This is a genomic window from Mesorhizobium sp. M0954 (assembly GCF_040319155.1).
Classification (GTDB): domain Bacteria; phylum Pseudomonadota; class Alphaproteobacteria; order Rhizobiales; family Rhizobiaceae; genus Mesorhizobium.
Genome location: NZ_JAMYNR010000014.1, coordinates 1 through 24,039 on the forward strand (window position 1 = coordinate 1; position 24,039 = coordinate 24,039).

Here is a 24,039-nt window from a genome sequence, read left to right on the forward strand (position 1 = left end):
GCCATCACAGCCATCATGCGAAAGCTCATCATCCTCGCAAACGCACTACTCAGGGACAATCGGACCTGGACACCATCTCTCCCTTGACCAACACGGATACTCTAACCGCGGCGGCAATTGAAGGTTCCCTGGCTTGGGATTTCATTGCCGCTGGAGGTCAAGGGCGAAGATCACAGCCGCGCCTTGGTGGTGCGCGGCGTTGCCAGGAGCAGGCTTGTTTCGCTGCCGGTAATTCCGGGAATCAGCCGGATACGTCTCAGCACCGCATCGAACTCGCTCAGCGTCTGGGTTCCGAGTTCTATCACCAGGTCCCACCGGCCATTGGTGGTGTGGATGGTCGAGACCTCGGAGAAGCCGCCCAGCGCCCGGATGACGCGATCGGCGGCATGGCCCTCGATCTCGATCATCATGATGCCACGCACCCGCTGATCGACCGCGTCGGCGCGTAGAATGACCGTGTAGCCGACGATGACGCCGTCTCTTTCAAGTCGCTCGATCCGGGACCTTACCGTTGCCCGGGAGACACCCAGGCTAACGGCAAGGTCGGAAATGCTGCGCCGGGCGTCGTGCCGCAAAGAGGTGATGATCTGCTCATCGAGACGGTCATGTTTGCTCACAACGGAAGTAGATGCTGCCGCTATGGTAAGGCACTTCGACAAATTTGCCAATTTGACATGTTCATTCTGCCAGCGATGCCGGCTTCAATAAAGCCATCGTAATTGGCGGGGTATGACAAATGCATTGCACGATCGTTGGGGCGCCGATCCAGGCCGGCTCAGGCCGCATGGGCTGCGAGATGGGGCCGAGCGCGCTTCGCACGGCAGGTCTGGCCGGCGCGCTGACCGAGCTTGGCCATACGCTGACCGACCTCGGAACGATTGTCCCTGCCGATATGCGCCCTGTCGTACACGGCAACGCGGCGGTGAAGGCGCTGCCGGAAATCGCCGCCTGGACGGCAGCGATCAGCGAAACTGCCTATGCCGCAAGCGCCGATGCGATGCCGATCTTTCTCGGCGGCGACCACAGCATTTCGGCCGGCACGCTCGCCGGCATAGCCCGCCGCGCGGCGAATGCCGGTCGGCCGCTCTTCGTGCTGTGGCTCGACGCCCACCCCGATTTTCATACGCTCGACACGACGACCAGCGGCAATCTGCATGGCGTGCCGCTGGCCTATGCCAGCGGGCAGCCCGGCTTCGAGGGCTATTTCCCCCGGCTTGCAGCACAGGTGGAGCCGGCTTGCATATGCGCGCTGGGGATCCGCAGCGTGGACCTGGCGGAACGGGATGCATTGCGCAGAGCCGGCGTGACGGTCCACGACATGCGTTCGATCGACGAGCACGGCATAGCGCAACTGCTTCGCGCCTTTCTCGAACGGGTGAGCGCCGCCAATGGCATGCTCCATGTCAGCCTCGACGTCGATTTTCTCGACCCGTCGATCGCCCCGGCGGTGGGCACCACCGTTCCCGGCGGCGCCACCTTCCGCGAGGCGCATCTGGCGATGGAAATGCTACATGACAGCGGCCTCGTCACCAGTCTCGACCTGGTCGAGCTCAACCCATTTCTTGACGAGCGCGGCCGCACCGCCACGCTTTTGGTTGACCTGACCGCAAGCCTGATGGGCCGGCGGATCATGGACCGCCCGACGAGGGGGTTCTGAGCCATGACCGTCAATTTGAACATCGTCCCGTTCGTCAGCGTCGACCGCATGATGAAGCTGGTGCTTGCCATCGGCATCGAGCGCTTTCTGGTCGAGCTTGCCGCCTATATCGAAGAGGATTTCAGGCGCTGGGAGCTGTTCGACAAGACGCCGCGCGTCGCCTCGCACAGCATTGACGGCGTCATCGAGCTGATGCCGACCAGCGACGGGCAGCTTTACGGCTTCAAATACGTCAACGGGCATCCGAAGAACACGCGTGACGGCCGCCAGACCGTGACCGCTTTCGGCGTGCTTGCCGATGTCGGCAACGGCTATCCGATGCTGCTTTCGGAAATGACCATCCTGACGGCGCTCAGAACCGCCGCAAGCTCGGCCGTCGCGGCGAAATACCTCGCTCCAGAGGCCGCCAGTTGCATGGCGATCATCGGCAATGGCGCGCAATCGGAATTCCAGGCCATTGCCTTCAAGGCGCTGCTTGGCGTCGACAGGCTGCGTCTCTACGATATCGACCCGGCGGCCTCGACCAAATGCATGAAGAACCTTGCCGGCCTGGGCTTCGACATCAAGCTCTGCGCGTCGGCGCAGGAGGCCGTTGAGGGTGCAGAGATCATCACCACGGTTACCGCCGACAAGCGGTCGGCAACAATCCTGACCGACAACATGGTGGGATCCGGCGTGCACATCAATGCGGTAGGCGGCGATTGCCCGGGCAAGACCGAGCTGCATCGCGACATTCTGCTGCGCTCGGATATTTTCGTCGAATACCCGCCGCAGACGCGCATCGAAGGCGAGAGCCAGCAGCTCGATGCGGATCATCCGGTCACCGAATTGTGGCAGGTGATGACAGGAAAGGCAGCAGGCCGGACGGACGCCCGACAGATCACATTGTTTGATTCCGTCGGCTTTGCGATCGAGGATTTTTCCGCGTTGCGTTACGTTCGCGATCAGCTTCAGCGGACCGGCCTTTACGAGGAACTAGACCTTCTGGCCGATCCCGATGAGCCGCGTGACCTGTTTGGCATGCTGCTGCGCGCCGAAAAAGCGACCGGGCTGGCGGCCGCCGGCAGCTGAGCTGCGATCCTGTCGGTCAGTCCTTCTTTTCCTGATACAGGCGCTCGGTGGCGCGCTCGCTTTCCCTGCGCTCCGCCGGGCCGCGACGGCGCTGCGTGAGCAGGGCGTAGGCGATCAGGATTGCCAGCAGCAGTGGACCGCCTGCAACAACGAGCAACCACAAACTATTCCCAGACATCGACCGTCTCCTTTCCCTCACAACCGGGAAGGACCCGAACCGTTCCTCCGTCTTGTTGGGAGTCGTCAGCGGGGCGCGGTGCAATTCAGGATTTTATGCCTCGGTCAGGACGTTGCACGCCTTGTCTGCACTCAGGATGTCCTTATCTAGACTCTTATCCTTCGATCACATGCACTCTCTGCGAAGTGAAGGGAACCACAAGGGCTTTCTGACATTTGGTTGTTCAAGAGACAAACGTGCAGCCACACCGGCTCCGGGGCTAGGAATACCATGCGTGAGAATCAATCCGACGTCTTCGATCTGTTTTCCGAGGTTTACAAGAATGCGGCTCAGGAGGAGATAAGCCTCCAGCAATATCTGCTTGCCTGCCGCGAGGACAAGTCGATGTACGCCTCGGCACCCGAGCGGATGGTCGAGGCGATCGGCGAGCCGACCTTTGTCGATACCAGCAAGGACGAGCGGCTCGGTCGTATTTTTTCGAACCGGACGATCAAGATCTATCCAACCTTCGCCGACTTTTACGGCATGGAGGATACGATCGAGCGTATCGCCGGTTATTTCCGCTATGCCTCGCAAGGGCTCGAGGAACGCAAGCAGATCCTCTATCTGCTTGGCCCGGTCGGCGGCGGCAAGTCCTCGCTTGCGGAGCAGCTGAAAAGGCTGATGGAGCAGCGTCCGATCTATACGCTGAAGGTCGGCGGCCAGGTCAGCCCGGTCTTCGAATCGCCGCTCGGGCTGTTCGACCCCGACCGCATGGGCGACCTTTTGGAGGACAAATACGGCATCGCCCGACGGCGACTGAACGGCCTGATCTCGCCCTGGGCGGCCAAGCGCCTCGACGAATTGTCCGGCGACATCTCCAAATTCAGCGTCGTCAAGCTGATGCCGTCCAGGCTGCGCCAGATCGGCATTGCCAAGACCGAGCCGGGCGACGAGAACAACCAGGACGTTTCGGCCCTGGTCGGCAAGGTCGACATCAGGCAGCTGGAAAACTTCAGCCAGTCCGATCCGGACGCCTACTCCTATAGCGGCGGGCTGAACCGGACGACGCAAGGGCTGCTCGAATTCGTCGAGATGTTCAAGGCGCCAATCAAGGTGCTGCATCCGCTGCTGACCGCCACCCAGGAAGGCAGCTACAACGGCACCGAGAATTTCGGCGCTTTCCCCTATCAGGGCATCATCGTTGCCCATTCCAACGAATCGGAATGGCTGCAGTTCAAGAACAACAAGAACAACGAGGCGTTCCTCGACCGCATCCTGGTGGTCAAGGTGCCGTATTGCCTGCGCGTCACCGAAGAGCGGCAGATCTACGAGAAGCTGTTGCGCGAAAGCGAATTGGCTAACAGCCCCTGCGCTCCGGAAGTGCTCGATATCCTCAGCCGGTTCACCGTCTCGACCCGCCTGGCCGAACACGACAATTCGCCGCTCTACACCAAGATGCGCGTCTATGACGGCGAGAACCTCAAGGAAACCGATCCCAAGGCGAAGTCGGTCCAGGAATACCGAAACGCCGCCGGCGTCGACGAAGGCATGACCGGCGTCAGCACCCGCTTCGCCTTCAAGATCCTGTCGCAGACCTTCAATTACGACACCGAAGAGGTGGCGGCCGATCCGGTGCATCTGATGTACATCCTTGAAGAGGCGATCAAGCGCGAGCAGTTCCCGAAGGAGACCGAGGCGGACTATCTCGATTTCATAAAGTCGGAGCTGGCCACCCGTTATGCCGAGTTCATCGGCCACGAGATCCAGAAGGCCTATCTGGAATCCTACAGCGAATACGGCCAGAACCTGTTCGACCGCTATATCGCCTACGCCGATGCCTGGATCGAGGATCAGGACTACAAGGATACCGATACCGGCCAGATCCTCAATCGCGAGGTCTTGGACAACGAATTGTCGCAGGTCGAAAAGCCGGCCGGCATCGCCAATCCCAAGGACTTCCGCAACGAAGTGGTGAAGTTCACGCTGCGCGCGCGGGCCAGAAACCATGGCCGCAACCCGTCATGGACAAGCTATGAGAAGCTGCGCGAAGTCATCGAGAAGCGGATGTTCGGGCAGGTCGAGGACCTGCTGCCAGTGATCAGCTTCGGCTCCAAGCAGGACAGCGTGACGGAGAAGCGGCATACCGAATTCGTGCAGCGGATGATCCAGCGCGGCTACACCGAGCGCCAGGTCCGCCGGCTGGTGGACTGGTACATGCGGGTGAACAAGGCGGGTTGAAGCCAGCCCGGGGTAACATATGCCGATCTTCATTGATCGCCGACTGAACCCGAAGGACAAAAGCCTCGGCAATCGGCAGCGTTTCCTGCGGCGGGCGCGCGAAGAGTTGAAGCGCACCATCCGCGATCAGATCCGCGCCGGCAAGATCGCCGACGTGGACGCCGAGCATGCCGTTTCGATGCCGGTGCGGGGTACCGGCGAGCCGAGCTTCAACGATGCCAGGAACAGCGGCAGCCGCCAGCACGTCCTGCCCGGCAACAAGCATTTCACCCCAGGCGACCGGCTGCCCAAGCCCGGCCAGGGCGGCGGCATGGGATCAGCCCCGGGAAGAACCGAATCGGAGGACGATTTCCGTTTCGTGCTGTCGCGCGAAGAGGTTCTCGACCTCTTTTTCGAAGACCTCGAACTGCCGGACATGGTCAAGCTCAACCTCAAGGAGATCCTCGCTTTCAAGCCGCGCCGGGCCGGCTTCGCCGCGACCGGCTCGCCGACCAACATCAATGTCGGGCGCACGATGCGCAACAGCCATGGCCGCCGCATAGCACTCCGGCGCCCCAAGCAGGAGGAACTCGACGCAATCGCGCAGGAGATCACGTCGCTGGAGGCGAAGCCGCAGAACGCCGAGATGCGCCAGCGCATCGTGGCGCTGCAGGAAGAGCTTGAGCGACTGGAGCGCCGCCGCAAGCGAATCGCCTATGTCGACCCGGTCGACATCCGCTTCAACCGCTTCGACGCCCAGCCGGTGCCGAATGCCAATGCGGTGATGTTCTGCCTGATGGACGTGTCCGGCTCGATGGGCGAACGCGAGAAGGATCTGGCCAAGCGCTTCTTCGTGCTGCTGCACCTGTTCCTGAAACGGCGCTACGACCGGACCGAGGTGGTCTTCATCCGCCACACGCACGAGGCGCAGGAGGTGGACGAGGAGACCTTTTTCTACAACACCCAGAGCGGCGGCACGGTGGTTTCCACGGCGCTCGAGGAGATGCACCGCATCGTCGAGCAGCGCTATCCCAGCCGCGAATGGAACATCTATGTCGCCCAGGCCTCGGACGGCGACAATTTCGTCACCGATTCGGAGCGCTGCATCACCCTGCTCGACGAACAGATCATGCGGCTTTGCCAGTATTTTGCCTATGTCGAGATCCTCGACGAGCGCGAGAGCCACATCTTCGGCGCCACCGACAACGGCACGTCGCTGTGGCGTGCCTACAGTGCGGTCAAGCTGAGGTGGTCGAACTTCCAGATGAGCCGCATCGCCACGGCGGCCGACATCTACCCGGTTTTCCGCCAGCTCTTCGCCAGACAGCAGGGTTATCAAAAGAGCGGTGAAAGAGGGGGCTGATGGCGAGCAGATCCGGGTTGTTGTTTTCCGGTTCCGAATGGGATTTTAGGACGCTGTCGCGCGCTTACGAGACCATCGAGGCGATCGCCACCGAAGAGCTCCACCTCGACGTCTATCCGGTACAGATGGAGATAATCTCGTCCGAACAGATGCTCGACGCCTATTCCTCGGTCGGCATGCCGCTGATGTACCGGCACTGGTCCTTCGGCAAGCACTACCTCTACCAGGAATTGCTCTATCGCAAAGGCGGACGGGGGCTTGCCTATGAACTCGTCATCAATTCCAATCCCTGCATCGTCTATCTGATGGAAGAAAACACCATGGCCTTGCAGGCCCTGGTGACGGCGCACGCGGCACTCGGCCATAACCATTTCTTCAAGAACAATTATCTGTTCCAGCAGTGGACGGACGCCAGCGCCATCCTCAGTTATCTCGACTTCGCCAAGGGTTACATTGCCCGCTGCGAGGAGCGGCATGGCGTCGATGCGGTGGAAGAGATCCTCGATGCCGCACATGCGCTGATGGAGCAGGGCGTGTTCAGATATCACCGGCCGCCGAAGCTGTCGTCGGAAAAGCAGCGCGAGGGCGTTCGCGAGCGCCTGGAATACGAGGAGCGTTCCTACAACGACCTATGGCGCACGCTGCCGCCTTCGAAGGACGGCGCCAAGCCCCGCGAGACGGACATCATGGCGGAGCGCAAGAAATCGCTCAAGCTGCCCGAGGAAAACCTGCTTTATTTCCTGGAGAAGAACAGCCTGATCCTGGAACCCTGGCAGCGTGAGGTCATCCGGATTGTCCGCGTCATCGCGCAGTATTTCTATCCGCAGCGCCAAACGCAGGTGATGAACGAGGGCTGCGCCACCTTCGTGCATTACACGCTGATGAACCTTTTGTTCGACCGCGGCCTGATCGGCGAAGGTGCCATGCTGGAGATCCTGCGCAACCATTCGAATGTGATCTTCCAGCCGGGCTTCGACGATCCGCGCTTTTCCGGTATCAACCCTTACGCGCTGGGCCTCGACATGATGCAGGACATCCAGCGCATCTCGACCGCGCCGACCGCCGAGGACCGCGACTGGTTTCCCGATATCGCCGGCAATGGCGACTGGCGCCAGACCCTGCTGGACGCCTGGGCCAACCATCGCGACGAGTCCTTCATCCGCCAGTATCTGAGCCCTACCCTGATCCGGAAATGGCGGTTCTTTGTGCTTGCCGATGCGGCCAACGATCCGCACTACGAAGTCGCCTCGATACACAATGAGCGCGGCTACGAGAGCATCCGCGCCGCACTCGCCCACAGCTACGATATCGGCGCCAGCCGGCCGGACATCCAGGTGGTGGACGTGGACCTGCTCGGCGACCGGTATCTGCGCCTGCAGCATAAGGTCAAGGACGGCATAGTGCTGGAAGGCGGCAGCCGCGACGCCACACTGCGGCATATCCGCAAGCTCTGGGGCTACGAGGTCAGCATGGTCGCGGTCGACGCGCAGACCGGCGCCACAGTCCACGAACGGTCGACCAGCCAGATCGGGGAATGACCGAACCGGACTTGCCGGCGAAGTCGGGTGTCGTTGCCTTTACCGGATCACCAACCACCCTATCTACGCGCGCACCACGAGGGCATGGTCGGGAGCAGGAACATGCGCGCATTGACGATCGCCACGCTTCTGCTGGTCGCCGTCTCGATGGCGCTCTCGCTCGCGCACGCTCTGGAATTGCCCGGCAAGTTGCGCCTCAAGGAGGCCACCTACAGATCAGTGCAGGCGATCTACTATCCCGGCTTCACGATCGGCGGGTTCGCCGAGATCGGCGGCATCATTGCACTCGCCGTCCTGCTTTACCTGACGCCCTATCCAAGCGCACGATTCTGGTGGACCTTGGCGGCGTTTGTCTCGTTGCTGGCGGAGCACGCGACCTATTGGTTGGTCACGCACCCCGTCAATAATTTCTGGGTGCAAGACACTGCCCTGCCGAAATCCGCCGCGACGTTCTTTTCAATGTTATCTCGAAAGCAGACCGGCGACTGGAGAGATTTGCGCAACGTCTGGGAGGCTTCGCATGTCGCCAGGGCAGGCCTGGCGATACTGAGCCTCGTCTCAATTGCTGTCGCCGCGACATTTTTTGCCGAGTAGCCCCAGGGATCAAGACGGCGCCCTCGTCCGCCAATTTTGCGGCCACGAACGCTGCATCCGTCAGATCAGGGAACGGAGCCGGCGCCGTATTGTCTTAACGTCAAGCGATCCGGCCGTTCAGCGGTCGGCGCGATGCTTGTTGTGGGCGCTTTCCTGGTGCTCGCCGCGGATGATGTTGCGATCGTCGGGATCGGCAATATCCTTCGGGTCCGATCTGAGCTCGGCACCGCGCCGGAACGCCTCGCGCTCTTGCCTGGTCTTTTTCAAATCCGCTTCCGCGTCGAAATCCTTGCCGGCGTTTTTGGTGTTCTCGCGCTCTTCGATGATGCGCAATTGCTGCTCATGAGTCTTTTTTCCGGCCATCGGTGACCTCCTTCTTTTGATTTTCCGCTTTCCCAGGGTCCAAATTCACTACAGCCCGAAAGGATAGGTCTCGGGAAGGCCTGTCCCCGCATGTTCCGGCCCAAGCGGCGTCACGGCACTGGTTTCATCGAACCAGACGAAAGCATCGAACTGGCGGGCGAGCGAGGCGTCCGCATAATGGCTGTGGAGCTCGGTTTCGGGCCGGTAGATGACGCCGATAAAGCGTTCCAGCCGGCGCTCCAGAAGCCGTTCGCGCAGCGTGTCGTCGCGCTCGAAGTCGAGCAGGAAAGGCGAGACGCCGCTGTCGTGGCAAAGCCGCTCATAGCTGTCGTTGTGGGAGGGCCGAACCGGTTTCACTTCCATGTCGCCGTCCCAGTCGGTGGCGGCGGCCACCGTCCCGGAATGCGTACTGAGCCCGATCAAGGCAACCTCGTCGCCAAAACGCTGGCGGCAGAGCTGGCCGATATTCAGTTCGTCCCTGACGATCCCCATTTCGGTATAGCGGGCATCGCCGATATGGGAATTATGTGCCCACACCACCGCCTTGGCATTCGGGCCGCGGGCCTGCAGCAGGTGCTCCAGCGTTTCGAACATGTGGGTGTCGCGCAGGTTCCAGGATTGCGCGCCGCCATAATACATGGTGCGGTAATAGCGCTCGGCGGAGGCGACCAGGCGGGCGTTCTGGGTGGCGTCGAGGAAATCGATACCGTCCTGCTGCGCATAGTCGAGCTCTCTGGAAAGCAATTCCCGGCATTGCTCGAGCACGGCCTTCTCGCATTTCTGGTAACCGGAGGTGAGTGCGACACGGCCATAGGTGGCCGGGTCGTTCTGCCACGGCGTCAGGCAGCCATAGCGTTCGCGCGCGATCCTCGCCGCCTGCGGATCGACCCGGTCGAGATATTGCAGGACCGCCGCAATCGATCCGCCCATATTGTAGATGTCTAGGCCATAGAATCCGGCCCGCCGGGAGGATTTGCTGATCCGCTCATTACGCACTCGCATCCAGTCGACGAACGCCGCGACGTCGGTGTTGCGCCACATCCAGGTGGGAAAGCGCTGGAAGGGCGGCGCGGCGCCTGGCCGCGGCGGCCGATGGCGGACGTAACGGTCGATCGCCGCGGCATCGGGCCAGTCGGCCTCGACCGCGACGATGGTGAAGCCATGCTTCTCGATCAGCCTGCGAGTGATCGCGGCGCGCGCGCGGTAGAACTCCGACGTGCCGTGGCTGGCTTCGCCGAGCAAGACGACGCGGCGGTCGGCAAACCGGTCGAACAGCGCACCGAAGGCCGGATCGTCGAAATCCGGAAGCGGCTCGGCGGCGGCCGCGATCATCTGCGGCAGGCTGCTCCTGCGCTGATGCCGGTGCGGAAGCGCGGCCGCTATCTGGCTGTCGCTGCCTGGCTCGCCCCAGCCTTGCTCGCCGATCAGCGGAACAAACCGCACGCCGCCGAAATCCTCCTCGGTGTAAGTTGCTGCGCCGGTCCGGGTGACCTTGAGCAGACGCTGCGAGTCGAATTCGTCGCCGACCGGGATGACAAGCCGGCCGGCGACGTCGAGCTGTTCCTGCAGAGCGAGAGGTGCGCCGGGTCCGGCGGCCGCAACCAGGATCGCATCGAAGGGTGCCGCCTCGGGCCAGCCCTTGGTGCCGTCGCCGGTGCGGACTTCGATATTGTCGTAGCCAAGCTTCTTGAACCGCTGCCTTGCCGTTTCAGCCAACGCGGCGTGGCGCTCGATCGTGTAGACGCGTTCGACGATCCGGCTCATCACGGCAGCCGCATAGCCTGATCCGGTGCCGACCTCGAGGACGTGGTCACCGGCTCCGATCTCCGCCATTTCGATCATGAGTGCAACGATATAGGGCTGCGATATCGTCTGACCTTCGGCGATCGGCAGCGGCCCGTCCTCATAGGCGAATTCTTCGAAACCAGGCTCGACGAAAGCCTCGCGCGGGACCTCGCGCATCGCTAGAAGGACATTGCGGTCGCGAATGCCACGGCGGCTCAGGTGGATATCGACCATTTGGTTGCGGGCATGGGAGAGATCGAGCATCTTTCTGCTCCTCCTAGGGCTTCCGCTGCAATCGCCCAACCTGCTCAACGGCACTTCGGCCGGCTCATATCTCAGGGCCTCGGCGGTCCCCTTGGATTCAAGCAATGCGGTGCATCTTCCTAACCGTTGGCAAGCCCCGAGGTTCCCCAAAAGACCGACCCGCTTTTGTCTGGCGAGGCGCGTTGCAGGATCGACAAGCGGGCGCCGGCCGCGCCGCCCAAACTTATTTCGAGGCAAATCCTTTCTCCGACGCGACGCCACTCCAGATAACGACGGACGAGGGTATTCCGGAGGCATTTCCATGAACGACGAGGCCCGCACCGCTGCGCACACGACCGGCCTTGACCAGATCGATCTGATGGACCGCTACTGGCGCGCCGCGAACTACATCTCGGTTGGCCAGATCTATCTGCTCGACAATCCGCTCTTGCGCGAGCCCTTGCGGCCCGAGCACATCAAGCCGCGGCTGCTCGGCCATTGGGGCACGACGCCCGGCCTCAATTTCATCTATGTGCATCTGAACCGGATCATCCGTGAACGTGGTCTCGATGTCCTGTTCATCTGCGGTCCGGGTCACGGCGGCCCGGCAATGGTCGCGAACACCTGGCTCGAGGGCACCTACAGCGAAATCTATCCCGAGGTCGGCGGGGACGAAGACGGCCTGCGAAAGCTGTTCCGGCAGTTCTCGTTTCCCGGCGGAGTGCCGAGCCACGCCGCTCCGGAGACGCCCGGCTCGATCCACGAAGGCGGAGAACTCGGCTATGCGCTGGTCCATGCCTTCGGCGCCGCCTTCGACAATCCGAACCTTGTCGTTGCCTGCGTCGTCGGCGACGGCGAAGCCGAGACCGGCCCGCTCGCCGCGGCCTGGCATTCCAACAAGTTCCTGAACCCGGCATCCGATGGTGCCGTCCTGCCGATCCTGCATCTCAACGGCTACAAGATCGCCAACCCGACGATCCTCGGCCGCATGGAAGACGAGGCGTTGCGCAGCCTGTTCCTCGGCTATGGCTACGAAACCTTTTTTGTCGAAGGTCATGAACCTGCCGCGATGCATCGCGAGATGGCCCGCACGCTCGATACGGTGCTCGACCGGGTCCACTCCATCCAGGAGCCGGCACGAGCCGCGGGCTGGAAGGGAGACCGGCCGCTGTGGCCGATGATCGTGCTGCGCAGCCCAAAGGGCTGGACCGGGCCGAAAGAGGTCGACGGCAGACGAGTCGAGGATTTCTGGCGTTCGCACCAAGTGCCGGTGTCGAATGCACGCGGCGATGCGGCGCACCGCCAGATCCTGGAAGACTGGATGCGCAGTTACGAGCCGGAAAAACTGTTCGACAAAGGCGGCCATCTCCTGGCGGAGCTCGCGGCGCTAGCGCCGACAGGACCAAGACGAATGGGCGCAATCCCCTACGCCAATGGCGGCCTGCTGAAACAAGACCTGGTGCTGCCCGAGTGGAGAGGCCTGGCGCTCGACGTACAGCGTCCCGGCGGCGCTGTCGGAGAGGCGACGCGGACCGTGGGAAGCTATCTTCGCGACGTGATCCGCTTGAACGCCGATGCCAGGAATTTCCGGCTGATGGGACCGGACGAGACGTCCTCCAACCGCCTCGACGACGTGTTCGAGGTTACGGACCGGGTCTGGATGGAGCGGATCGAGCCCTACGACGTCCATCTTTCCCGTGACGGTCGCGTCATGGAAGTGCTCAGCGAGCATCTTTGCCAAGGCTGGCTGGAGGGCTATCTGCTGACCGGCCGCCATGGCCTGTTCTCGTGCTATGAGGCGTTCGTCCACATCGTCGATTCCATGGTCAACCAACATGCCAAATGGCTGAAGACCTCCGGCGAGCTTGCCTGGCGCAAGCCGATCGCCTCACTCAACTACCTGCTGACCTCGCATGTCTGGCGGCAGGATCATAACGGCTTCAGCCATCAGGACCCGGGCTTTGCCGATTTCGTCGCCAACAAGAAGGCCGACACGGTCAGGCTCTATTTCCCGCCCGACGCCAACACGCTGCTGTGGATCACCGACCATTGCCTGAAAACCTACAACCGCATCAACGTCATCGTCGCCGGCAAGCAGCCGGCGCCGCAATGGCTGTCGGCCGAGGACGCGGAAGCGCACTGCCAGGCCGGCGCCGGCATCTGGGAATGGGCCGGGACGGTTGCCAAGGGCGAAGAACCGGATGTGGTCCTGGCTTGCGCTGGCGACGTGCCGACACTGGAGGCGCTTGCCGCAGCCGACATCCTGCGCTCGGGCATTCCGGACCTGAAGATCCGCGTCGTCAATGTCGTCGACCTGATGATCTTGCAGTCGAATTCCGAGCATCCGCATGGCTTTGCCGACGACAGATTCGACGCACTGTTCACCAGGGCCAAGCCGGTCATCTTCGCCTATCACGGCTACCCCTATCTCATTCACCGTCTGACCTACCGGCGCGCCAATCACGACAACATGCATGTGCACGGCTTTCGCGAGGAAGGCACGACGACGACGCCGTTCGACATGGTCGTGCTCAACCAGCTCGACCGCTATCATCTGGCGCTCGCTGCGATCGCGCGCGTGCCGGGGCTGGCCGAGCGGGCGAAGGAGCTTGCCGCGGCGCTGCATGGGAAATTGGCTGAGCATACGGCCTATGTCCGCGAACATGGCGAGGACATGCCCGAGATCCAGAAATGGTCCTGGCCGCAGGACGGCGCGACGAGGGCCGGCGATTGATGCGACGATCGATCCTTGCGTTGAATGCCGGCTCGTCCAGCATCAAGTTCGGACTTTACGACCTTGCAGCGTCCGCCGAGCCGGATCTTGCCTCGCGCGGTTCGCTGGATCTGGGCGATGCGCCAAGGCTGACCGCGAAAGCCGCCGATGGGGAGCTGCAGTGCGATCGGCCACTTACCGCGGACGCATCACGCGACATGGGCCTCGGCCAGATGCTGCAGTGGATCGAGAACGAACTTGGCGGAAGGAAGTTGATCGCCGCCGGCCATCGCATCGTCCATGGCGGACGCGAGTTCGTCGAACCTGTCCGCCTGACGCCGACAGTTATCGAGGCTCTCGACAGGCTGACCCCGCTTGCGCCATTGCACCAGCCACGCAGCCTCGCACCAATCCGGGCGCTTGCCGCGCTGCGGCCCGACCTGCCGCAGGTCGGATGCTTCGACACGGCCTTCCATCGGACCATCGAGCCTCTGGTCAGCCGTTTTGCGCTGCCGCGCCGCTACGAGGCGGACGGCATCCACCGCTACGGCTTTCACGGGCTTTCCTACGAATATGTTGCCGGCCGGCTCAAGCAGATATCGCCCGATCTGGCGGCGAAAAGAACCATCGTCGCCCATCTCGGCAACGGGGCGAGCCTGTGCGCCATGCGCGACGGGCGAAGCGTCGATACGACGATGGGCTTTTCGGCGCTTGATGGCCTGGTCATGGGCACACGCTGCGGCGCCATCGATCCGGGCGTGCTTTTGTACCTGCTGCTGGAAAGAGGCGTTTCCGGAGAGGCGCTGCAAGACATGCTCTACGAGGAATCCGGCCTGCTCGGCGTGTCCGGCATTTCCGGCGACATGCGCACGCTGGAGGCCAGCGACGACCGCCGGGCCCGCGAAGCGGTGGAGCTTTTCGCCTTCCGCGCCGCCAGGGAAGTTGCCGCCCTCGCCAACACGCTGGGCGGGCTGGAATGCCTGGTGTTCACCGGCGGCATCGGCGAGCACTCGGCCACGGCCCGTAAAGCGATTTGCGACAGGCTTGACTGGCTCGGCGTGGCGATCGACGAGGCCGCCAACAGCTCTCATGCCGCGCTGATGAGCCAGGCGGAGAGCAAAGTGGAAGTCCGCGTCGTGGCGACCGACGAGGAAGGTGTGATCGCCCGCCACACGCGCAAGGTGATGGAGGGGCCCGGCTGAGGCGGATGGCCTCGGCTCAGCTCGAATGGCTCTGCTCGACCAGATGGTATTTGTACCGGTCGCGAATATGCGCGTTGAAGAACCGGCCCTTCGACGAGGCTTTGCGGAATGCCGCGTGGACCTGCGGCGGCACGTCCTCGTAATCATAGCGGTTTCCGCTCGGGACGAACCATACGGAGAGTACCCTCGTCGCCGGCTGGTAATCGATGCTTCTGATCGCAGTTGAAGGCATTCTCAACAGGTCCAATCCACGCCGTCGTGTGAATAACCCTGCACGGAGAGCGAGGTTCCTTCCTGCCGAAGTAGCCTTGCCGCTACGGGCCGGCTTCACCAAATACGGTTGATGCCACCGCTCAAGACATCGGCTGCAACCCGCCAGGGCGATCTCTTTGCCGCCGCCGACGACCTGCCGGAAGGATTCCGCTACCAGCCCGAACTGATCACGCCGGACGAGGAGGCAGCGTTGGCGAGCCAGCTCGCAACCCTGCCTTTTCAGCCCTTCGACTTCTATGGCCATCTGGCAAACCGGCGGGTGGTCGGTTTTGGGCAGCGTTATGATTACGACCGGGGCGAAGTCGTCGAGGCACCGCCGATACCCGGCTTTCTGCTGCCGCTCAGGGAAAAGGTTGCAGCCTTTGCCCGCTTGCCCGCCGAAACCTTCGTGCAGGTGCTGATCAACGAGTACCGGCCGGGCGCCGGTATCGGCTGGCACCGCGACAAGCCTCATTTCAAGGCGGTCGCCGGCGTTTCGCTGCTGGCCGCCTGCAGCTTCCGCCTGCGCCGGAAAAACGGCACGCGATGGGACCGCAAGACGGTCACCGTCGATCCAAGATCGGCCTATCTGATGACGGGTGCTGCGCGCAACGAATGGGAGCACAGCATTCCGCCGGTTGCCGAGCACCGCTATTCGATCACGTTGCGCACGCTGCGGCCGCAACGCGCTTAAAGCAGAGCGGGAGCAAGCCCGAGCACTGCCCTTAAGAACTGGGCTGAAACAAATTCATCCGTCGCCATGCCGACCGGCAAACTCCGCCAGCATGGCGCGCTGGCCTTTCAGGATCTTGAGGTTGGCTTCAGGCAGGGAGAACCAGCCCGCTCTGTCGACTTCGGTAAATTCCTTCATCGAGCCGGACCTTGGCGGCCATTCCATGACGAAGGTGTTGCTGTTGATGGCGTCGCTGTCGAAATCCGCCTCGACGCACCATGCGATGACGAGCTTGCCGCCCGGCTGCCTGTAGCTGCCAAGGTGTTCGAAAACGCCATCGATGGCGACGCCTAGCTCCTCTTCGGCCTCGCGTTTTGCTGCCGCCAGGTCGTCCTCGTTCTCGTCGACCAAGCCCTTCGGGATCGACCATGCGCCGTCGTCCTTCTTCGCCCAGAATGGTCCGCCCGGATGCACCAGCAAGACCTGGAGATGTCCTTCCCTTCGGCGAAAGATGAGCAATCCTGCGCTGCGTTGGGCCATCCCGCTATTCCCCTGACGAAACTGAAACGAACGTCCGGGCCGGCATATGGAACAGCCTGCCATGGCGGAACGATTTCGGCTCGCAGCCGTTCCGTCCGTTCGACAAATGAGTGATCGACATGGCGACGCCGCGAGCTGCCTGGAAGGGCTTTATGAAAGTCGGATCGGTTTCCTGTGGCGTCAAGATCATCGGCGCCGTCAGCGAGGCCGAGAAAGTGCATTTCAGGATCCTGAACCGCAAGGACGGTCTCCCGGTCAAGAGCGCTTATATCGACGAGGAGACCGGCGACACGGTCGAGGCGGCGGAGCAGGTAAAAGGCTATGAGGTCGAAAAGGGCGAGTTCATCCATATAGAGCCGGACGAAATCAAGAAACTGAAGATGGTATCGCAGCATACGCTCGAGATCGGCGAGTTCGTGCCCGCCGCCGAAATCGACGCACGCTACCTCGAAAAACCCTATTATCTGGTTCCGGCCGACGCGCCCTCCACGGAGGCTTTCGCGGTGATCCGGGACGCCATGGCCAGGAAGAAAGTGGCAGCCCGCTCCTGCGTCGTGCTGTACCAGCGTGGCCGAGAGGTGCTGATCCAGCCGCTTGGCAAGGGCATGGTAATGACGGAACTACGCAACCACAATGAAGTGGTCGCGGCGGACGCGGTGTTCGAAGGGCTGAAGGCTCGCAAGGTCGATCCCGAGATGCTGGAAATCGCGCAACTGCTGATCGACAAGAAGCCGGCCAAATTCGACCCGTCGAAGTTCGAAGATACTTATGAAAAGGCGCTGGTTGCAATGATCGAGGCCAAGCGCAAGGGCAAGAAACCGCCCAAGCCGGCACCTGAGCCCAAGACGAACGTCATCAATCTCGCCGATGTTCTGCGCAAAAGCCTGGCGCAGGAAGGGGGCAAGGCTCCCAGCAAAAAGCCGAGAGCGGCCCCGAAACGCAAATCAGCCTGAATGTCCGAAAGCGGATCGAACGGAACCGAAAACGCTCGCGCGCATTTAGATGACGTAGCAATCCGTCGGCAAGCCAAGCGGAGCGGGGGACTGGTGGACGTCGTTGAACTAAGGACTGGCGGAATCCCGCAAGTTTCCTCCGCCGATCTGATGCAGGCGTTGCCTGTGGCCGTCTACACTACCGACAAACAAGGCTACATCACCTTCTTCAACGAAGCCGCTGCCGATCTCTGGGGACATCGTCCGATGCTTGGCCAGGACCGCTGGTGCGGTTCATGGAAGCTTCGCCACCTTGATGGGCGACCGATGGCGCATGACGAATGTCCGATGGCCGTTGCCTTGCTGGAGGAGCGGGACGTTCGTGGGGGCCGGGCGATCGCCGAGCGGCCGGACGGCCAACTCATCCCGTTCAGTGCGCATCCGGTCCTGCTTCGCAATGAAGCCGGCGAGGTTGTCGGCGCCATCAACACCCTGCTCGACCTGCGCGTGCAGACGCTGGCCGACGACGCCGGCATAAGGCTCGCCGCCATCGTCGAATCCTCGATGGACGCCATCGTGTCCAAAGACCTGAACGGCATTATCACCAGCTGGAACGACGCGGCACAACGCCTGTTCGGCTATACGCCCGCCGAGGCGATCGGGCGCCCGGTGACGATCCTCATCCCGCCCGACCACCTGGATGAGGAAGCCATGATCATCAGCCGCATTCGCGCCGGCGAACGGATTCCTTCATACGAGACTATTCGGCAGCGCAAGGACGGCACCTTGGTTCCGGTTTCGCTCACCATCTCGCCGATACGCGACGGCATCGGGCGTATCATCGGCGCCTCCAAGATCGCGCGCGACATCAGCCCCCACAAGGAAAGCGAACGGCGCATCCGCACACTCATGCGCGAAGTCAACCATCGCGTTAAAAACCAGTATTCGGTGATCGTCTCGATGATCCGCGAGACCAGCAAGCTGGCGGGTACGCCAGAGGCCTTCCTTTCACGGGTCCGGGAACGCATCATGGCGCTTTCGGAATCGCACGACCTCCTGGTCGATGCGGAATGGCGTGGCGCGACCATCGGCGAATTGATCCATGCCCAGACCAAGGCCTTCGCGACACAGGCCCGGCTGTCGATGAGCGGGCCGATGATCATGCTGCAGCCGAACGCCGTGCAATATCTCGGCATTGCCTTTCACGAGCTGGCCACCAATTCGGTAAAGCACGGAGCGCTGTCGCACCATGACGGACGGGTCGAAGTCGAATGGACCGTGACGCCAGCCGCCGATGGCAGCGACGGCTTCCGCCTTGTCTGGCGGGAACTGGACGGGCCATTGGTGGATGAAAACACGCGACGCGGTTTCGGAACGGTTGTGCTCAAACGCGTCACGCCGCAGGCGCTCAGCGGCACCGGCCGCCTGGAATTCGCCAGGCACGGCATCACCTGGACGCTGGAAGCGCCGCTGCGCTTCGTTCAGATGTCGATGGCTGGCATCGCGGCTGATTGAAGGCCGCTACACCGGCCGCGGCTTGGCGGCCGTGTGGCAACGCAATCCCTTTGGTAGCAATCAGGAGGAGCAGCGATGAGTTGGCTGGGCACTTGGCGGAATCAGTACGGGTCGGTGGTCGAACTGACCACCGAAGAGGGCGGACGGATCAGCGGAACCTTCAGGACGGCGCTAGAGGACAGCGCCTTCTTCGGCATGACCGTGCCGCTGTTCGGAGCCTGCCATGGAGACGTCATCGGATTCACCTGCGCGGCCGAAGGGCGGGTCGGAGCCGCGGCGGTGAGCTATACCGGCATCCGCAGGAACGGGAAGCTGGAGATGCTGTGGCACACCGTTGCGGATGCTGCTTTGTCGGCGGAAAAGGAAGGTGCCCCGGCCCGAGCCAGGAAACTCCCCGCCTGGCGCGCCTTTGGAACCAGCCTCGACAGTTTTGAACGCGTCTCCTGACGTGTCGGGCCCGCCGCCGCGGCATTCAGCTCGCAAGTGAGGCAGCAGGGTTCCCGCGGTGCATCGGAACTCGCGCTGACGATGGCGCGTTAGCCAGGACATGCGCTGTTCGTTACGGGGTCGACCCAATGAGCGTGCTTTATCGCGCAGCGAAAATCGCCGAACAGGCTCATGCCGGGCAGACGGACAAGACAGGGCGGCCTTATATCGAACATTGCCGCCGGGTCGTCGATGCCGTCGAAACGCTCGACCAGAAAGCCATCGCCTATCTTCACGACGTCATCGAAAAAGGCGACGGCTGGAACCGCGACCGGCTTGAGGCGGCCGGGTTCGGGCCATCCATCGTATCGGCCGTCGCTGCCATGACGCGGCGGCCGAACGAGGGCGATCCCGCGTTCGTTCGCAGGGCTGCGGCCAACCCGCTGGCATTGCCGGTCAAGCGCGCCGATCTCGCCGACAATCTATGGCAGGCACGGCAGATCGGTGCCTCGACAGCGAAATACGAAGACGGCCTGCGCATTCTCAGGGAAGAGTTCGCGAGTTGACGGACAGCTGGCGGCTGTCGCCGATGTAGGTCTACTCGGTGACGTGCGGCGTGTGCCGCTTGTCTTCCGCGGGATCGGCGTCGATCCGCGCCCTGCCGGGATCGAACGCACCGTGGCGGGCGATCGCCAATGCCGGGGTGTCGGGCGTCTCGTAGGCCCACATGAAGTCTTCTGCCGACGAACCGACCGCATGAACCCGCCAATAGCTTGCCGTGCCCTTCAGCGGGCTGTGGCTCGTCGTGTTCGTCTTCTCCAAGAGGTCGAAATAGATGTCCTCGAAGGGTACGTAGAAAACAGGATCATGGCCGTCTTCATAGAGCAGCTTTGCCCGCTCGCTCGACGCAATAATGGCATCGGAGAACCGGACGGTCACGGTTCCATCGAACGGGACAATCCTGAGCGGGCCTGGGCGGGGGGCGGAATCTGCGGCTAAGGACTGCATTCGACTTCTCCGTTGACTGCGCTGCCTTTCCGAAACGTGTTGTTGCCCGTCAGGGTTCCAGACCGCCGGCGCGCCGAGCCCGGATGGTGGAACGGTTCTGCAAGGTCGTCGTTGTTTCAGACCTCCGCACGCGCCATAATCGCAATGGCCGCCACTCACCGACTCAACAGCAAATGGATAACATGCTGGATCGATCGCCTACCCTTCCAAGGTCGCTTGGCGCTGCGCTGCGAAGGGAAGTGCCGCGGTTTACGGCACCCGGCAATGAAATTTCGTGCACCACGGTCGCATCCTACAACGTGCACAAATGCGTCGGCACCGACGGCAGGTTCGATCCGGAGCGGGTCGCGGCCGTGGTTAAGGAACTCGACGCCGACATCATTGCTTTGCAGGAGGCCGACGAAAGAACCGGAAGCAGGCAGGGTTTGCTGGATCTCGCAGCGCTCGAGCGGGACAGCGACCTCGTCCCCACCCATGTCCCGGAAAACCGCCGCAGCCATGGCTGGCACGGAAATCTGATCCTGGCACGCCGCGGCGTGGTCGAAAGCGTGAACCAGATCCGGCTGCCCGGCCTCGAGCCGCGCGGTGCGGTTATCGCGGACCTGGAACTGAAGGGCGTCTCCCTCCGGATCATAGCCGCACATTTCGGCTTGCTGCGGCGGTCGCGCTCGCAGCAGGCCAACGCGCTGGTCGAAGCCACGCACCCGGTTCTGCGGCCAACAATCCTGCTCGGCGACCTCAACGAATGGCGCGTCCGCAACAGGTCTTCGCTGCTGGCCCTGCTGCCGCATTTCGGTCCGATCGATGCGGTTCTGCCGAGCTTTCCGTCGCGCTTTCCGCTGTTTGCGCTCGACCGCATCCTGGCCAGGCCGCCGCACCTGATTTCCAGCATCGAGGTGCACAAGACGCCGCTGGCGCAGCGGGCTTCCGATCATCTGCCGATCAAGGCCCGGCTGAACCTGGACGCGATACGGCAGCCGCGGCTGCAACCAGAATGAACCTGAAGGGTTGTTAGTCAGATTTCAGACGGTTTGCTTCGCTGATGTTTATCGGTGCACTTCATGGATACAGCCATCTCGCGGTTTGCCCGGGACAAGATCGCTGCCGGCAATAGCGGGCTGCTGCTGATCGCCGACAATTATGACGCGTTTGCCGCGCGAATCCTTGCTGCGCGCAGTGCCACAAGCAGCCTCGACCTGATGTACTATCTCTGGCACGACGACCATAGCGGCCGGCTGCTGATGCAGGAGGTCGTCAAGGCGGCGGAGCGCGGTGTCCGCGTCCGCATGCTGCTGGACGATATCAATCCGCGCAACAGCGACGCTGCTTACCTGGCGCTCAACAGCTACAAGAACATCGAGCTGAGGCTGTTCAACCCCAGCGGCATGAGGAACGGCAGCATCTTTCGCTCGCTGGAGATGGTCGCCCGGCTGTTTGCGATGACCCGCCGCATGCACAACAAGGCCTGGATCGCCGATGAGGGCTTGGCCATCGTCGGCGGAAGAAATATCGGCGATGCCTATTTCGACGCTGCGGAGACGAATTTTCGCGATCTCGACCTGTTGCTTCTCGGTCCTGCCGTAGGGCAGACGATGCAGATATTCGAGGCGTTCTGGAATTGCGAGGCGGCAAAGCCGATCCAGCTGCTCAACCCGGCTGCGGTGGGCTCGCGCGCCGATTTCCTCGACAATCTCGACGCGACCGCGGACGGCCAGCTTTTGAACAGCCTCAGTGCCTGGCGCACGATCACGGAGTTCATTGCAGCGCACAGCGACGTCTGCTGGACCAAAGGCGTTCGTGTCATTTCCGATCCGCCGGAAAAGGTGCGCGGCAAAAGGCGCAGGAACTGGCTGACGAAAGAGCTGCTTCCCGCTATCGCGGCGACCAGGCAGCGCCTCGAAATTGTCTCGCCCTATTTCATCCCCAGCCGCACCGGGTTGGCCATCCTGTCGAAGCTGGTGGATCGTGGCGCCGAGGTTGCAATCCTGACCAACTCGCTCGCCGCGACGGACGTCGCCGCCGTGCACGGCGCCTATGCCAAATGCCGCCGCAAGCTGCTTAAAAAAGGTATCCAGCTTTTCGAATTGCAGCCCTTCGACCGCCAGGCCAACATTTCCGTTTTCGGTTCAAAGGGAGCCAGCCTCCACACCAAGGCCTTCACGGTCGACGATAGGCTCGGGTTTGTCGGCTCCTTCAATTTCGATCCGCGTTCGGTGTCGTTGAATGCGGAAATGGGCGTGCTTTTCCATGATGCCAATCTGGTGATGGAGTTGCGCCGGCTGTTCGAGCACGAAAAGTCACCGCAGACGAGCTATCAGCTGGTCTTGGACAAAGGCGCCTTGCGGTGGCTCGGCATGGCGGATGGCGAGATGCGGCAATATTCGCGTGAACCGGAGGCCAGTCTCTATCGGCGCATCGTTGCAGCGCTGGTTGGGTGCCTGCCGATCGAATCGCAATTGTAGAAGCGACGGATTTGTCGGAACGGAACTCTTTGTCGGAACGGAACTCGGGGATCACGAGTTGTAACCCGTGTCCGGAGCATGCCGATGAAGACCACGATATACAGTTTTCTTGCTGAGCTCTTGCCGTTCTGGATGGCGCATAAACGCAAAATGCGCGCCGACCGCGCCGCCGAGTGGCCGGCACGACCGGCTGCTGCGGATGACGATGTTCGGCCGTCAGGCGATCCTAATCGAGCAGCACCGGCGCGGCGGCGCAATACGTCCTAAGGGCAGAATGATCCCGCTCCGACTGTCTGGCTAGCCGCATTTCCGCGACGCCGATAATCCCATTTGGCTGCAGAAGCTCTAGCCCTTAGGGCGATCACGCTATCGTCAAGTATCGCTATTCGAAATCCGGCGTTGCCAAGCATCCATTTTGCAGCACGTACGTTAATGTGCACTACAGGTTGCCGCTATAGGTGAGCGCCATGAGTGATAGTGCGATAGAATTCTTGCAGGACTGGATCCACGAAAACGTTCATGTGCCGCCGCCTCCGATCAAGCTTGAAAGGGAGGCGGAAATCCTCGCCAGGGAATGCAAGGAAGAGGCTGCCGATGCCGGCGTACCCATCGAAGACATCGAGGAAGAGGTCGGCGACCTCAAGGACCTGCTCGTCGCCAAGCTTGAAGACGCAGCCGAGGACGAGGCCCGGCAACTCAACGGCCACGGCCAAAAGATTTCTACGCTGGCGGCCGGGCAAAAGCGGGCCGTATGAGGCCGGTCCGAGCGCAGGCAAGGCATCACGAGGTGCGCCGCTTCGGCCTATTGTCCGATCATGTCGTCGACCTCGCCATGGCACGTCTCGCAGGCGACGCCTTTAGCGATATGGATCGAATGATTGAAATAGACGAAGTCGGGGACACTGTTCGCCCGCTGCCACTGCAATGGCTGCCCGGAAGCAAGGCTTGCCCGTATCGGCGCCAGCATGTCCGCGTTGGTGAACAGCTGCGAATGGCAGGTCATGCACACCTCGGTCGCCGGCAGACCCGCCGATGACGAAGTCTCGACGCCGCTATGGCAATAACGGCAATCGACGCCAAGCTCGCCGACATGGTGCCTGTGGCTGAACGGCACTGGTTGCGCCAACGGCCGGCCAACGCCGGTGACGAAGTCCGAACGCAGGATGGCGGTGCCGCCGAGAGCCGCAAAGATCGCCATGAAACACGCGCCCCACAGAGCGAAGCGTGAAATGCCGTTGGCGCTCCTTGAAAAGACCTGCGGCATTCCCTCGCCGATTTCGCATCCAGCAAACCGTATTCACCCCCCAAAACCCCTAACTACGGCT

At 62.1% G+C, this 24,039-nt stretch carries 23 protein-coding genes and 1 pseudogene; 16 read left to right on the forward strand and 8 right to left on the reverse strand.

What is annotated here, in order from left to right; translation table 11 throughout:
• Positions 1-170: 170 nt before the first annotated feature.
• Complete coding sequence (locus NKH93_RS19775) at positions 171-617, reverse strand: Lrp/AsnC family transcriptional regulator (RefSeq protein WP_352971510.1); 447 nt, start codon at positions 615-617, stop codon at positions 171-173.
• A 119-nt stretch (positions 618-736) separates the two neighbouring features.
• On the opposite strand from NKH93_RS19775, the gene rocF reads away from it, so the two are divergent.
• On the forward strand, positions 737-1,657 hold the full coding sequence (gene rocF / locus NKH93_RS19780) for an arginase (protein ID WP_352473047.1): 921 nt from the start codon (positions 737-739) through the stop codon (positions 1,655-1,657).
• Positions 1,658-1,660: 3 nt separating this feature from the next.
• Positions 1,661-2,728 (forward strand): ornithine cyclodeaminase, encoded by a 1,068-nt coding sequence (gene ocd, locus NKH93_RS19785; RefSeq protein ID WP_352971512.1) that lies wholly within the window; start codon positions 1,661-1,663, stop codon positions 2,726-2,728.
• Positions 2,729-2,744: 16 nt separating this feature from the next.
• Here the strand turns inward: ocd and NKH93_RS19790 are convergent, their stop codons facing one another.
• Complete coding sequence (locus NKH93_RS19790) at positions 2,745-2,906, reverse strand: hypothetical protein (protein WP_292655465.1); 162 nt, start codon at positions 2,904-2,906, stop codon at positions 2,745-2,747.
• 270 nt (positions 2,907-3,176) lie between these two features.
• Here NKH93_RS19790 and NKH93_RS19795 point away from each other — a divergent pair, with 270 nt between their 5' ends.
• The 4 genes from NKH93_RS19795 to NKH93_RS19810 all read left to right on the forward strand — a co-directional run bounded on the left by NKH93_RS19795 (position 3,177) and on the right by NKH93_RS19810 (position 8,600).
• Positions 3,177-5,126, forward strand: coding sequence for a PrkA family serine protein kinase (locus NKH93_RS19795; RefSeq protein ID WP_352449545.1), 1,950 nt, complete (start codon positions 3,177-3,179; stop codon positions 5,124-5,126).
• Positions 5,127-5,145: 19 nt separating this feature from the next.
• Positions 5,146-6,468 (forward strand): YeaH/YhbH family protein, encoded by a 1,323-nt coding sequence (locus NKH93_RS19800; protein ID WP_352971514.1) that lies wholly within the window; start codon positions 5,146-5,148, stop codon positions 6,466-6,468.
• Positions 6,468-8,006: a SpoVR family protein gene (locus tag NKH93_RS19805; protein ID WP_352971516.1), complete on the forward strand. Its 1,539-nt coding sequence runs from the start codon at positions 6,468-6,470 to the stop codon at positions 8,004-8,006. The genes NKH93_RS19800 and NKH93_RS19805 overlap by 1 nt, the downstream gene beginning before the upstream one ends.
• Positions 8,007-8,108: 102 nt before the next feature.
• Complete coding sequence (locus tag NKH93_RS19810; protein WP_352971518.1) at positions 8,109-8,600, forward strand: DUF1772 domain-containing protein; 492 nt, start codon at positions 8,109-8,111, stop codon at positions 8,598-8,600.
• A 117-nt stretch (positions 8,601-8,717) separates the two neighbouring features.
• On the opposite strand, the gene NKH93_RS19815 is transcribed toward NKH93_RS19810, so the two are convergent.
• Positions 8,718-8,963: a hypothetical protein gene (locus NKH93_RS19815; protein WP_023720508.1), complete on the reverse strand. Its 246-nt coding sequence runs from the start codon at positions 8,961-8,963 to the stop codon at positions 8,718-8,720.
• A gap of 48 nt (positions 8,964-9,011) precedes the next feature.
• Positions 9,012-11,012 carry a protein-L-isoaspartate(D-aspartate) O-methyltransferase gene (locus NKH93_RS19820; protein WP_352971520.1) on the reverse strand — a complete coding sequence of 667 codons (2,001 nt, stop codon included), beginning with the start codon at positions 11,010-11,012 and terminating at the stop codon, positions 9,012-9,014.
• A gap of 301 nt (positions 11,013-11,313) precedes the next feature.
• Here NKH93_RS19820 and NKH93_RS19825 point away from each other — a divergent pair, with 301 nt between their 5' ends.
• On the forward strand, positions 11,314-13,725 hold the full coding sequence (locus tag NKH93_RS19825) for a phosphoketolase family protein (RefSeq protein ID WP_352539871.1): 2,412 nt from the start codon (positions 11,314-11,316) through the stop codon (positions 13,723-13,725).
• Positions 13,725-14,906, forward strand: coding sequence for an acetate/propionate family kinase (locus NKH93_RS19830; protein WP_352971523.1), 1,182 nt, complete (start codon positions 13,725-13,727; stop codon positions 14,904-14,906). The genes NKH93_RS19825 and NKH93_RS19830 overlap by 1 nt, the downstream gene beginning before the upstream one ends.
• Before the next feature lie 16 nt (positions 14,907-14,922).
• On the opposite strand, the gene NKH93_RS19835 is transcribed toward NKH93_RS19830, so the two are convergent.
• Complete coding sequence (locus NKH93_RS19835; protein WP_352473055.1) at positions 14,923-15,138, reverse strand: KTSC domain-containing protein; 216 nt, start codon at positions 15,136-15,138, stop codon at positions 14,923-14,925.
• A gap of 111 nt (positions 15,139-15,249) precedes the next feature.
• On the opposite strand from NKH93_RS19835, the gene NKH93_RS19840 reads away from it, so the two are divergent.
• Positions 15,250-15,852 carry an alpha-ketoglutarate-dependent dioxygenase AlkB gene (locus NKH93_RS19840; RefSeq protein WP_352971526.1) on the forward strand — a complete coding sequence of 201 codons (603 nt, stop codon included), beginning with the start codon at positions 15,250-15,252 and terminating at the stop codon, positions 15,850-15,852.
• Between the two features lie 54 nt (positions 15,853-15,906).
• On the opposite strand, the gene NKH93_RS19845 is transcribed toward NKH93_RS19840, so the two are convergent.
• The gene (locus NKH93_RS19845) at positions 15,907-16,371 is read right to left on the reverse strand and encodes an NUDIX hydrolase (protein WP_352971528.1); all 465 of its coding nucleotides are present in this window, start codon (positions 16,369-16,371) and stop codon (positions 15,907-15,909) included.
• A 119-nt stretch (positions 16,372-16,490) separates the two neighbouring features.
• Between NKH93_RS19845 and ku the strand changes: the two genes are divergently transcribed.
• From ku to NKH93_RS19865, 4 genes are all read left to right on the forward strand, one after another.
• Positions 16,491-17,324 carry a non-homologous end joining protein Ku gene (gene ku / locus NKH93_RS19850; RefSeq protein ID WP_352971530.1) on the forward strand — a complete coding sequence of 278 codons (834 nt, stop codon included), beginning with the start codon at positions 16,491-16,493 and terminating at the stop codon, positions 17,322-17,324.
• 150 nt (positions 17,325-17,474) lie between these two features.
• The gene (locus NKH93_RS19855) at positions 17,475-18,818 is read left to right on the forward strand and encodes a PAS domain-containing HWE histidine kinase family protein (protein WP_352971707.1); all 1,344 of its coding nucleotides are present in this window, start codon (positions 17,475-17,477) and stop codon (positions 18,816-18,818) included.
• Positions 18,819-18,893: 75 nt separating this feature from the next.
• Positions 18,894-19,265 carry an avidin/streptavidin family protein gene (locus tag NKH93_RS19860; RefSeq protein WP_352684395.1) on the forward strand — a complete coding sequence of 124 codons (372 nt, stop codon included), beginning with the start codon at positions 18,894-18,896 and terminating at the stop codon, positions 19,263-19,265.
• A gap of 128 nt (positions 19,266-19,393) precedes the next feature.
• Positions 19,394-19,810 carry an HD domain-containing protein gene (locus tag NKH93_RS19865; RefSeq protein WP_352971531.1) on the forward strand — a complete coding sequence of 139 codons (417 nt, stop codon included), beginning with the start codon at positions 19,394-19,396 and terminating at the stop codon, positions 19,808-19,810.
• A 31-nt stretch (positions 19,811-19,841) separates the two neighbouring features.
• On the opposite strand, the gene NKH93_RS19870 is transcribed toward NKH93_RS19865, so the two are convergent.
• A complete protein-coding gene (locus NKH93_RS19870) occupies positions 19,842-20,252 on the reverse strand; it encodes a DUF427 domain-containing protein (RefSeq protein ID WP_352997830.1) in 411 nt (136 codons plus the stop codon).
• Between the two features lie 182 nt (positions 20,253-20,434).
• Between NKH93_RS19870 and NKH93_RS19875 the strand changes: the two genes are divergently transcribed.
• From NKH93_RS19875 to NKH93_RS19885, 3 genes are all read left to right on the forward strand, one after another.
• Positions 20,435-21,250 carry an endonuclease/exonuclease/phosphatase family protein gene (locus NKH93_RS19875; protein WP_302893445.1) on the forward strand — a complete coding sequence of 272 codons (816 nt, stop codon included), beginning with the start codon at positions 20,435-20,437 and terminating at the stop codon, positions 21,248-21,250.
• A 63-nt stretch (positions 21,251-21,313) separates the two neighbouring features.
• Positions 21,314-22,714, forward strand: coding sequence for a phospholipase D family protein (locus NKH93_RS19880; RefSeq protein WP_352971535.1), 1,401 nt, complete (start codon positions 21,314-21,316; stop codon positions 22,712-22,714).
• Positions 22,715-23,181: 467 nt separating this feature from the next.
• The gene (locus tag NKH93_RS19885) at positions 23,182-23,469 is read left to right on the forward strand and encodes a hypothetical protein (RefSeq protein ID WP_352449563.1); all 288 of its coding nucleotides are present in this window, start codon (positions 23,182-23,184) and stop codon (positions 23,467-23,469) included.
• A 59-nt stretch (positions 23,470-23,528) separates the two neighbouring features.
• On the opposite strand, the pseudogene NKH93_RS19890 reads toward NKH93_RS19885, so the two are convergent.
• A pseudogene (locus NKH93_RS19890) lies at positions 23,529-23,978 on the reverse strand (cytochrome c3 family protein); the annotation flags it as partial.
• Between the last annotated feature and the right edge of the window lie 61 nt (positions 23,979-24,039).